Source organism: Zarconia navalis LEGE 11467, from assembly GCF_015207075.1.
Taxonomy (GTDB): domain Bacteria; phylum Cyanobacteriota; class Cyanobacteriia; order Cyanobacteriales; family Geitlerinemataceae; genus Zarconia; species Zarconia navalis.
In genome coordinates this window covers 1-10,546 of sequence record NZ_JADEXN010000130.1, presented here as the reverse complement: position 1 = coordinate 10,546, position 10,546 = coordinate 1, and the positions used below count along the sequence as shown (strand labels likewise).

Annotated in this window: 11 protein-coding genes; 6 read left to right on the top strand and 5 right to left on the bottom strand. The window is 50.4% G+C overall.

Going from position 1 to position 10,546, the window contains the following annotated elements; translation table 11 throughout:
• A partial coding sequence (locus IQ235_RS08985) for a tRNA nucleotidyltransferase/poly(A) polymerase-related protein (RefSeq protein ID WP_502652734.1) occupies positions 1 to 573 on the bottom strand: 573 nt, incomplete at its 3' end.
• Positions 574 to 903: 330 nt separating this feature from the next.
• Here IQ235_RS08985 and IQ235_RS08980 point away from each other — a divergent pair.
• Positions 904 to 1,152 carry a Ycf34 family protein gene (locus IQ235_RS08980; protein WP_264321137.1) on the top strand — a complete coding sequence of 83 codons (249 nt, stop codon included), beginning with the start codon at positions 904 to 906 and terminating at the stop codon, positions 1,150 to 1,152.
• On the opposite strand, the gene IQ235_RS08975 is transcribed toward IQ235_RS08980, so the two are convergent.
• Entirely contained in the window at positions 1,145 to 1,810 is a 666-nt protein-coding gene (locus tag IQ235_RS08975) for an SGNH/GDSL hydrolase family protein (protein WP_264321136.1), read from the bottom strand. The two genes, IQ235_RS08980 and IQ235_RS08975, sit on opposite strands and share 8 nt — an antisense overlap.
• 352 nt (positions 1,811 to 2,162) lie before the next feature.
• Between IQ235_RS08975 and IQ235_RS08970 the strand changes: the two genes are divergently transcribed.
• The 5 genes from IQ235_RS08970 to IQ235_RS08950 all read left to right on the top strand — a co-directional run bounded on the left by IQ235_RS08970 (position 2,163) and on the right by IQ235_RS08950 (position 6,373).
• Complete coding sequence (locus IQ235_RS08970) at positions 2,163 to 2,720, top strand: methylmalonic aciduria and homocystinuria type D protein (RefSeq protein WP_264321135.1); 558 nt, start codon at positions 2,163 to 2,165, stop codon at positions 2,718 to 2,720.
• Positions 2,721 to 2,789: 69 nt separating this feature from the next.
• The gene (rnc, locus tag IQ235_RS08965) at positions 2,790 to 3,533 is read left to right on the top strand and encodes a ribonuclease III (protein WP_264321134.1); all 744 of its coding nucleotides are present in this window, start codon (positions 2,790 to 2,792) and stop codon (positions 3,531 to 3,533) included.
• A gap of 41 nt (positions 3,534 to 3,574) precedes the next feature.
• Positions 3,575 to 4,609 carry a Gfo/Idh/MocA family protein gene (locus tag IQ235_RS08960; protein ID WP_264321133.1) on the top strand — a complete coding sequence of 345 codons (1,035 nt, stop codon included), beginning with the start codon at positions 3,575 to 3,577 and terminating at the stop codon, positions 4,607 to 4,609.
• Between the two features lie 334 nt (positions 4,610 to 4,943).
• Positions 4,944 to 5,612 (top strand): NADPH-dependent F420 reductase, encoded by a 669-nt coding sequence (locus IQ235_RS08955; RefSeq protein WP_264321132.1) that lies wholly within the window; start codon positions 4,944 to 4,946, stop codon positions 5,610 to 5,612.
• Positions 5,613 to 5,752: 140 nt separating this feature from the next.
• Positions 5,753 to 6,373, top strand: a complete 621-nt coding sequence (locus IQ235_RS08950) for an SH3 domain-containing protein (RefSeq protein ID WP_264321131.1) — start codon at positions 5,753 to 5,755, stop codon at positions 6,371 to 6,373.
• Between the two features lie 61 nt (positions 6,374 to 6,434).
• Here the strand turns inward: IQ235_RS08950 and IQ235_RS08945 are convergent, their stop codons facing one another.
• The 3 genes from IQ235_RS08945 to IQ235_RS08935 form a co-directional block, all read right to left on the bottom strand.
• Positions 6,435 to 7,769, bottom strand: a complete 1,335-nt coding sequence (locus tag IQ235_RS08945; RefSeq protein ID WP_264321130.1) for a sensor histidine kinase — start codon at positions 7,767 to 7,769, stop codon at positions 6,435 to 6,437.
• A gap of 605 nt (positions 7,770 to 8,374) precedes the next feature.
• Positions 8,375 to 9,271 carry a response regulator gene (locus tag IQ235_RS08940; RefSeq protein WP_264321129.1) on the bottom strand — a complete coding sequence of 299 codons (897 nt, stop codon included), beginning with the start codon at positions 9,269 to 9,271 and terminating at the stop codon, positions 8,375 to 8,377.
• Between the two features lie 434 nt (positions 9,272 to 9,705).
• Positions 9,706 to 10,546 (bottom strand): glycosyltransferase family 39 protein (locus IQ235_RS08935; RefSeq protein ID WP_441373253.1); only part of this gene is annotated, 841 nt, incomplete at its 5' end.

The following is a 10,546-nucleotide window of genomic DNA, read 5'->3' as shown; positions in this document are numbered from 1 at the left end:
GGAATGGACTCGTTCGGCAGCGACTTTTCCGAGCAGGGGAGCAAATTGACGAATCGCCGCGTCGGTATCCGGTTCGAGGGTAAATCCTAATTGTGCCGCTTGTCGGTACGCCCGCAGCAATCGCAGGGGATCGTCTTTGAGGTTGTCTCGGGCGACCATTCGCAAACACCGGCGCTGCAAATCTCGACGGCCGTCGAGGGGGTCGTAAAAAGTTTCGGTATGGGGATTGTAGGCGATCGCATTAGTGGTGAAATCCCGGCGGTACAAATCTATTTCCAGGGTTTCTCCTTCCTGCTGGGCAAAATCGACCGTTCCTGTCTCAAACACCACGCGGGCAATTTGTCGTTGGGGATCGAGGAGAACGAACCCGGCATCATATTGTCGGGCGAGTTCGCGGGCGGTGCCTACGGCATTTTCTGGCAGGACGAAATCGAGATCGAAATAGTCCGACGCGCGATCGAGCAGGGCATCTCGCACCGCCCCCCCCACGAGATAGGCTGACGGGGGCAACCATTTCAAACTAAACGGCCAGGTTTGAGGAGAAAGTGCTGATATGGTGCTGCGGGAAGACATTAATATCGGTGTAGGTGAGCTGGGGGAGTTGGGGGAGCACAGGCGCAAAGATGCTCGCTCGTTTTCTGTCCTTAGCGGTACGCGCAGCGCTCTACTTTTAATGTGTCAGGTGAGAAAAGAGCGAGCAACCCATCTGTGCCCTTTTGACTTTTAACCTTTCAAAAGAATTCAGTGGGAATGTTGAGAATCTAAAGTCTAAATTTTAAACGCTAAAACTGTTAATGACTCAAGCAAGCTCAACCGATCGCGTTAGCAACTCCCTTCGGGAGTATCGCGCCAGAATTGGATTTTCTGCCTAAGATATAGAAACAATTCCCTGGAGGTCGAATCATGTGTATTTGTGTCAACTGTCACTATGTCGATCGCTGTCTAACTTACCACGCCGTCGAAGGGCAGCATCAGCAGCTTCATCTGACGGATTCCCCAGATTTTGAACCCGTCGAACCCTCCATCAACGTCAACATTCGTCCCCAGCAAGATGCCGTCGAGATGGAGTGGGATGTCGTCGGGTGCGAGAGCTTTAAGCTAGAGCGAGGCAAATGGTCTAAACTCCGTCCGGGAGAGTTGGTTCCTACTTGAGCCGTGCCGATATTTGGTTCAAAATTGGCACCAGAGCAGTATCCCAGACGATGGCCATTTTGCGAAACCCTTCCCGATTGGGATGAATGCCGTCGGGCAAGTCGTCTAAGTTGAAGACTGGGTGGAGATCGACGAAGTGGAGGTGATGCTCGGGAGTCTGTTGTCGTGCAATTAGCTGCTTCATTTGGTTGTTGTAGCGCAACACTCGTTCGTTAATGGAGGGTTGCCCGATTGGTGGCAGGGAAGCGACGAGAAGGCTTGCTTGGGGCAGGTGCGAGAAAATTTCGTCGATCGAGCGCCTCAACCGCCCGACCGCCCCTTCCACTCGATGATATCGAATCATGTCGTTGGTGCCGACGATCAGTAAAATGATATCGGGTTGAGACTGAGTTAACCAGCCTTCGAGCTGGCGGCGAATTTGGTCGATCGTCCAGCCTGAATGGCCTTCGTGTTGCTTCTGGGTGAGCATATCCGGCCCGTTTCGCCTAGAACCCACAAAGCGAAATGGATAGCCGCGCTTATTCAGACGGTGCCACAGATCGATGCGGTAGCCGCCGGGAACCAAATAGCCATCGGTAATGGAATCCCCCAAGGGCATAATTTTGATGGGGCGATCGATGGGAGTATTACGGGGTGAAAAGCCAAAGGAATGAGTCACGATCGAGATTGAGTATCTGTCTTGAGTGTCCGAATATTTAAATTAACAGCGAAGGCGGTGGGCGATCCGGATTTGAAATGGCTTTGAAGGTCGATCGGATTGGATAACAACCGATCGACTTAAAATGCTGGTGAAGGTAGGTCGGAGAAGAAAAGCACGCGCGCGATTGTATGTCTTCACACTGATTGGCGACTGTTAGAAGTGTGCTCTGCTTTTTTATCCAAGTCATATTTTTGAGTCTTTGTGCTATTTATTCTCTAAGTGAAGTGCGGAAGATGAATGAATGAACGAACGAACAATTAATAATTGATGAGTCGTTATTCTCCTTAATAGGGAGTAGGGAGTAGGTCAGTTGCAACGCTCTTCCCCCTCTCCCTTGTCTCCCGATCGAATTTTGAACGTGCGAATGTCCGATTTTTTTGATTTGAGCGATCGATCTGTAGAACTTTGGCTGGGTTCGCCCAGTCCCTTCGTCGCGCGCCATCAAGCCCAAATCTTACCCGATTGGCAAGTTTCGATCGCCTCAACGCTCGTCATTCTACAACGGTCGAGTTTACCTCTAACCCAGAAGAGGCCCGAAGTTGAAGCCCAAAAAGACCGATTGCGATCGCGATTCCTCATCTTTGCCCGGTCGATCGTCTCTCAACTGCACGATCGCGGGTTTGCCGCAGATGCCATCGATCCCAAATCGGGCTATCCTACCATCTCTCGCCCCGGAGGCGTACGTCACGACGATGTTGCCGCCGCGATCGCCACCGTGGGGTTTGCGAGGCTGTCGGGGAATTGCACCGCGCTCGTCCATCCGAGTTGGGGCGCGGCCGTCTATCCGGGAATCCTCCTGACATCGGCATCTTGGGGCGAGCTGGCATCGGTGGAGAGAGTGTGTTGCCGAAGCGGCAGTGTATTCTAGAAAAAGTAAAGCCTCGCTCGTCCTCTCCCCGATCGCTCAAACGCGCGATCGCGCCCGTTCGATTTCTTCATGTCCTCCATTCCTCCCCAACGCCAAAAGCAACTTCAAAAGCTCCTTCAGAAACTCGGGTTACCCGAAGGTGTATTAGCAAACTGGTCTTTACTCGACCTAGCCCTCACCCATTCTTCCGCTTGTGCGAGCGCCAACTACGAAAAACTCGAATTTGTCGGGGATGCGGCGATCCGATTGGCAGCGGCCGAGTTTTTGTGGCAAACCTACCCGAACTTTGAAGTGGGGGAATTTGCCGCAATTCGATCGGTTTTGGTCAGCGATCGGATTTTGGCGCAGATTGCCCGCAGCTACGGCTTGGAGCGATATCTTCTCGTGGCTGGCAGTGCGACAGGAGATAAAGCAGGAATGGCAAGCCGACTCGCCGATGCCCTCGAAGCGATCGCCGCGGCCCTCTACCTCAGTACCTACACCCTCGAACTGGTGCGTCCCTGGCTCGATTCCCACTTCCAAACCCTAACCGAAGAAATCCGCGCCTGTCCCGCCCGTCAAAATTACAAAGCGGCATTGCAAGAATGGACGCAGGCTCAATATAAATTGCTTCCCGAGTACCGCGTTGTGGAAATTAACCCCATTCACGGGAGTTCCGAACGCTTCAGTGCCGAAGTTTGGTTGCAAAATCGATGCTTGGGCAAGGGAAAAGGGCGATCGATTAAAACAGCAGAACAAGAAGCCGCCCGGACGGCATTTCAAACGGCAACTGGGGAGAGTTCGGAATTCGGAAGTCGAAATTTGCAATTGTGAACTCAATTCATTCTTCAAATTAACAACCATTAACCATTCATATGACTGGAATTGCCATATTGGGCGCGGGACGCTGGGGCGTTCACCTCGTCCGTAATTTTCTCCACCACCCCGATGCTCGAATTCTCGCGATCGTCGATCCGCGTCCGGAACGCCTGAAAGCACTTTCGGAAAAGTTTGAGTTCGCACCAGATGTGGTGTTGGCCTCAAGTTGGACTCAAGTCCGGGAAATGAAAGACCTCGAAGCTGTCGCCGTTGCCACTCCCGCATCCACCCACTACAAACTAATTTCCGATGCCCTCAAACAGGGCTATCACGTCTTCTCGGAAAAGCCCCTCACCCTCAATCCCAAAGAATCCTTCGAGTTGTGCCAGCTCGCCGAACAGCAGCAACGGCAACTGTTTATCGACCATACCTATCTGTTTCACCCGGCGGTGCGGCGCGGTGCCGATGCGCTACGGGGCGAAGAGTTGGGTCAGTTGCGCTACGGCTACGCCACCCGCACTCACCTAGGGCCCGTACGTCCCGATGTCGATGCCCTCTGGGATTTAGCCATTCACGATATTGCTATTTTTAACACCTGGTTGGGGGAAATTCCCGATCGCGTCTCGGCTACCGGCAATGTCTGGCTTCAGCCACCCTCCGACAGCATCGATCGCACCCTTTTCCCCCAAGGACTCTCGGATGTGGTTTGGGCCAAACTCATCTATCCAAGTGGTTTCGAGGCAACGATCCACCTGTGCTGGTTAAACCCCGACAAACAGCGGCGACTGGCGGTGGTGGGAGAGCGAGGAACCCTCATTTTCGACGAAATGTCCCCCGATGCTCCCTTAGCGATTCAGCGGGGTCAGCTCGAACTGCATGATGGCTATTGGATTCCCACAGACCAAAGTCGCGACGTTCTCGAACTCGAAAAAGCCGAACCCCTCAAACAAGTTTGCGATCGCTTCTTGGAGTGCATCGGAGAATCCAAACCCTGCCAGATTTCCTCCGGTTGGGTAGGCGCACAGTTGGTTAAAATTCTCCGGGCACTCACCGAATCCCTCAATCAAGGAGGCTCAAAAGTGCGAGTTTAGCAATGGCTACATAACCTGAGTTTTCGTGAAGAGCTAGATCGGGACTTACACAATTACGCAAACTCCCCATAATATGATGTCCGATCGGGGCGATTTCAAGGAGATTGTCCCTACATCTGAAGCCGTTGCGGAAGTCCTATAAATGTTGAATGCTTCAACAACAAGATCGAGTTTTTGCCGATTTCTGGGTCGCGGTAGCGTCAGGGTTTCGACTTATTTTTGCACTGGCGTTATTGCAAGCATCTCGAAGTCCTTGCAATAACGCTGGGACAAGATATATGGTGTTCTTGCGTTATCGCATCCGTCCTGTAGAACAGAGGTTCACAGTTAAACGATGAAAATTGGTATTCTTGGCAGTGGGAATATGGGGAGTTCTTTGGGTCTGCTGTGGGCAGAACAAGGACATGAAGTTTTCTTTGGAGGTCGAACGACGGAGAAAGGGCGAGCGGTAGCAGCATTAGCCGAGCAAGGCACGCAAGGTGGCACAAACGATGAAGCGGCAAGATTTGGTGATGTCTTACTTTATACAATTCGGGGAATAAATCCTGCCGAGGTACTCACTTCTGTAGAGGTGTTATCCGGAAAAATTATCATTGACTGCAACAATTTCGAGATTCCAGAGGGATTTGCCTATGCTCCGATCGAACTGTCACTGGCGGAAAAGTTAGCTTCACAAGTTCCTAATGCTAGAGTTGTCAAAGCTTTTAATACAATGGCTCAGGAAGTATTTGAGCTTGCACCCAGTCCACTCAAGGATTACCAAGTCTCTGTATTTGTCTGTGCGGATGATGCTCAAGCTCGTCAAACTGTCATGAAACTAGCTGAGGATATTGGATTTACCGCCGTTGATTGCGGAGAGTTACGTCATTCTCGATTGGTGGAAGGCTTAGGAAATTTTATTCGATTTATGATTATCGGCCAGTTGCAAAATCCTTATACCACCCTATCGATCGATGTCTTGCCCGCAGCATCGGAGCAACGATTAGGCGGACGGCAACCCTAAGAGCTTTCAGAAAAGAAATTTTCAAATCTTAGCAGTAATGCACTGTTTTTGTCGGTATTCTGAAGTCCCCTCATCCCCACTCCTACAGACGGCGATCGTCCGGTAATATTGACTCATCTGTTGAGAATTGTGCAAAAAACATGAAATTTCATCTCCCGATCGCCGAACTCTCCCTTGCCTTGCTACTAACCCCGGCGTTCGCTCCGGCTTCAGTTCAAGCTCAGCCAGCTGCCCGAGAAGCGGTCGTCTGTCCGGGAATTTCGGCTTTGAACCTGCGGGAGATCCCAGACGGTAGAATTCTAGACGCGCTACCTCCAGGAACCTCAGTGCTACAAGTTGCACCCCCGGCAGGAGATTGGCAGCCAATTGCCACCGAAGATTATCGAGGCTACGTCTGGGGGGCTTATCTTTGTGACGATGTTGCCCAAACCGAACCCGAACCTGAAGACGACGGGGATAAAACTCCTGATAAAGATGCTGTCGGTCCGATGGTAACCCCGGCCCGATGCGGGCGTAATGATGAGAACTTGCGAAACGTCAGTTATTCGGGTGGGTTAGAAATTTATGCCCGACCCGATTCGGCCAGCCCGATTTTGGGTTTTATCGGTGATGGGGGTGTCGTTCGGCTCAATGGCGTTTCGTTTGTTGGGGGAACTGGGGTCATCTGGCAACCGATTAACTTTCCCGAACGGGGATATATCGAAGGCGGGCGAGATGGAGTCGTGAGTAATCTTGTTTATTGCACTCGCTTTTACGAATAAGGCGCGCGAGATGCTCGCCATTCACGCTCGTCGTTAGAATGGCGAGCTTGAATGGGGCATCTCAACCATCGGAGTGACGATCGTCTGGGGGACAAGATCCGCCTCGAAAGGGGAGCTGAACGATAAATTCAGTTCCCCGTCCCACCTCAGACTCGAACTCCAACTGACCTCCATGTTGGGTGACCACGATCGAGTAGCTTGTGGCCAATCCCAGTCCCGTTCCCGCACCGACGGGTTGGGTGGTAAAAAATGGCTCGAAGACCCGATCTCGATCGCCCTGGGGAATTCCAATCCCATTGTCGGCGATCCGAATTTCTACCCAATCTCCATCGAGAACCTTCGTACGAATGGAAATCAAAGGAGAGAGCCATCGAAGCTTATCGTTCCACTGTTCTTTCTGGATTCTCGTATCGATGGCATTGATGGCATTGGCGAGCAAGTGTAGAAAGACCTGATTGAGCAGAGCTGGATAATACTCGAAGGGGGATACGTTGCCGTACTCTCGACGAACCTCAATTTCGGGGCGATGGGGTTGAGCGCTCAGACGATTTTGCAGCAGCATCAACGTGCTTTCGAGTCCGATGTGGGGGTTGGCAATTTTCAGCGGCGCGCAATCGAGAGCCGAAAAACACCGCAAATTCTTGACAATATCGCGAATGCGGCTCGCTCCGGTATTGAGAGATTTCAGCAGCCGGGGAAAATCGGCTTTGAGATACTCTAGATCGATCGAATCGATCGCCTCTTCTATTTCTCGAACGGGTTCGGGATAGCAATCTTGGTAAAGCGTTAGCAGGTGAAATAAATCATTTGTATATTCGATCGCTGGGGCGATATTGCCGTAAATAAAATTGGCGGGATTGTTGATTTCGTGGGCGACTCCCGCCACTAGCACTCCGATACCAGACATCTTCTCGCGCTCGATGAGTTGAGCTTGAGTGTGCCGCAGATCGCTCAGGGTTTGCTCGAGTTCTTGATTTCTCTTTTGAAGCTGAGTTTGCAGGGAGCTAATGGTCAGTTGGTGCTCGATGCGGGCGATTGCCTCTTCAATTTGAAAGGGTTTGGTAATATAGTCTACCCCCCCAGCTTTAAAGGCTTTGGCTTTATCGAATCCCCCTCCCAAAGCGCTCATAAAGATGACGGGGATGTCCGCAAGGATGGCATCGGCTTTGAGCTGCTCGCACACCTCGTATCCATTGAGAATCGGCATCATGATATCGAGGAGAATCAAATCCGGAGGAGACCTCAAACAAACCTTTAACGCCAGTTCGCCGCTCATGGCCTGCCGGACGCAATATCCACGATCTTGCAACATCCTTGATAACAGTTTCAGGTTGTCGAGTTCGTCATCAACGACAAGGATCTCCCCTAAAGAATCAAAAGATTGAGGCTCGGACATAACACGAGTACAGACTTCCACAGAAGCACGATCGAGTTTCAACATCAAAAAAATCCACTTAAAATTCCAACCCGAGAAGTTCTCCTACGGGTCTGGAGAGCGACCTACCGGTCAATCTCGGGTTAGACAGTACCACTACGCTCAAAACTTAAGTCTTGCCGTCGAACTTTAAATCTTCTAAAAAATCTGTTAAAGTCACCGGCAATCGCTGAACTTGTTATATCGTGCTTGCTTTGTCCATGTCATCCGCGAAACTACTCGTTTTGAGAGAGAATGTCAGGTCTTGGGAGGTTTTCGGGAAGAAAATAGGAATACCCAATTTAGAGAATCTTGGCAGAGGAGATGGGCAGAGGCATTTAAAATGAATGACTCAAGATGACAATTGACCGTCAATTCAGATTAAGGATATTTGAGTACGGATCGTTGGCTCGAACAAGGATTTGCACTCGACACGGCCCGACAATTAAAAACAGAAAAATGGGAGTTTTAGCTATCCCAAACTCACACAATTTAGATGCATCTAAGCAGATGAGAACCGACATCAGTCGATCGAGATCGTCCGCACGCCCCGTTATCTCAATTCCATCTTTTCCTAGATCGAATTCTCACGGTCGAGCGCGAACCCAGAACGATGATAGGCAAGCCGCGACGGCTTCAAGCCCATCGATCTCGCATCGCGCGAGGTTTTGCTGGGCTTGACAATATAACAGTAATATTCCCCACAGTTCTTGCTCGAAACAAATCGGCACCGCCAGAGCCGATGTCAAACCGGCTCTAATTGCTGTAGAACTACGGAAAAAAGGGATGGTTCGAGCTTTGTCGAGATCGCCAACCCACTCCGGTTGGTTGCACTTCCAAATGGATGCGGGCACATCTCGATGCAGCTCGAAAGTGCGGGTGCGACTCTGACGGACAAACTCCATCAAATGGTTCTGGCTGCTGTAGGTTGCATCCTCGATGGCCAAAAATGTTCCCCGCACAGCCCAAATTTCTCCGACATCCCAATGGAGAGTTTGACAAACGCTTGCCAGTGCGACTTTCGCGAACGATTGCCGATCGGGTTGCCGCGCGCGGGCGATCGCGATCGTTCGCAGCAGATGGGCTTCCCGGTTAGCTTGTTGGCATTCGAGTTTGTATTGGTACAGCATTTGTTGGTGTTTCACTCGCGCCAGCACTTCTTCCACTTGAAGCGGTTTGGTGATGTAATCGACTCCTCCGACCTGAAAGGCTTCTCGTTTTTGCTGAGGTTGAGAAAAGGCACTCAGAAAAATAATGGGAATGTCCTGAGTTCGATCGCCTGCTTTGAGGTAACGACAGACTTCGTAGCCATCGAATTCCGGCATATTAATATCTAATAAAATTAAGTCCGGTGGCGCTAGCGCCACGGTTTTAAGGGCGAATTTGCTATTGGTTACTTTTCTGACTTGATAGCCTTTTTCTTCGAGAATCGCTGAGAGAAGACGGAGGTTATTAATATTATCGTCTACAATTAAAATATCCATATCTAATTGCTTTTCTGTTGACTTAGTTTTTTGCTTTGTAAAATATTGAATAGAGAGTTTTTTGCATCGATCGTCTGAAAAAATATACAGTTTATTAAATTTAATATATTTTAAATCTTCGATCGATAAATTAATTTTTTTTGACTCGGTCGAGTCAAACCAGTCCAAACATATACATTAATATAAATCGTCGATCGAATATTTAGAAGCCATCGCAATTTAGGATGAAAATCACTAGAGAACACAGTTATATTTTTTCCTGAGATGCCTTAGATATCGACAGCACCAACACGAAATTGCCCCCCCCGAGCGAGTCAGTTCGAGAACTGCACGGGGTCGGAGCGCTGAAAAATTATCGTCGATTTTCCACCGCTGGACGACCACCGTAAAATCGATGCCGATCGCACTCGTACCTACACGCCAATTTCCTAAACTTATCCCCGATTCAATCGATACAGTTTCAGCTCGTGTTCGGGGTCGTTTCGCTTTTCCACCACCGTTTGGAGTTGCCAATTGGGTGTATTTTTCAGGGCATCTTTCCAGGCGGGAGAAGGATTGAAGAGAAAGACCGTACTAAAGCCTTCGGGAATTTGGGGTGGGTTGGGTTGCTGCGACAGGAGCAGGTGAACTTGCTGCCCGAGGCGATAGCTGAGGGTAAGAATTTGAACCGGAGGCGCATCGCTGACGATGAGGGGATTTTCGGCAAGGGCGATCGCATCTCCGACGGGGATGTAATATTCGGCTTTGTCGTTGCTTTTACTCCAGGTTATTTCTTGCTGGGATTCGACGATACAGGCAACTGCCCCGGCGACGAGGATGGCGATCGCGCAGAACGTCCAGATTTGCTGTTTCCAGGCTTTGAGGCGATCGATTTGGGTGGTGAAAACGTAGGCGACGAGAATTTGAATGTGGATGTAGCTCGGAAATAGGTAGCGCACCCCAGACGATCGCCTTCCCCCTAAAATGGCATCGGGCAACATAATCGAAAGGGCGTTGACACCGATAACGGCAACAAATAGCAACCAAACGGATTTGGGCGCGTGGCGCACGAGAAAGTACAGGGAATAAAAGGCAAAGCAGGTGAGAACGAAGTTGAAGCTGGTTAAATCGGCGTTAAAAAAGACGCGGTTGATATTGCGAAACCAGCGATTAATCAGAAAATCGATCGACAGTTCCGATTCCCCTTCGGAGATGACGCGACTAATTTGACCCGTGTTGGAGAGAATCACCCAAATCCAAGGACTAAAGGCGATCGCACCGGCAAAGGCACTGGTG

Excerpts from the sequence above, each read along its gene's own strand:
- IQ235_RS08960 (WP_264321133.1), top strand. The coding sequence starts at position 3,575 with ATGACTGGAATTGCCATATTGGGCGCGGGACGCTGGGGCGTTCACCTC.
- rnc (WP_264321134.1), top strand. The coding sequence starts at position 2,790 with ATGTCCTCCATTCCTCCCCAACGCCAAAAGCAACTTCAAAAGCTCCTT.
- IQ235_RS08980 (WP_264321137.1), top strand. The coding sequence starts at position 904 with ATGTGTATTTGTGTCAACTGTCACTATGTCGATCGCTGTCTAACTTAC.
- IQ235_RS08945 (WP_264321130.1), bottom strand. The coding sequence starts at position 7,769 with ATGTCCGAGCCTCAATCTTTTGATTCTTTAGGGGAGATCCTTGTCGTT.
- IQ235_RS08940 (WP_264321129.1), bottom strand. The coding sequence starts at position 9,271 with ATGGATATTTTAATTGTAGACGATAATATTAATAACCTCCGTCTTCTC.
- IQ235_RS08955 (WP_264321132.1), top strand. The coding sequence starts at position 4,944 with ATGAAAATTGGTATTCTTGGCAGTGGGAATATGGGGAGTTCTTTGGGT.
- IQ235_RS08950 (WP_264321131.1), top strand. The coding sequence starts at position 5,753 with ATGAAATTTCATCTCCCGATCGCCGAACTCTCCCTTGCCTTGCTACTA.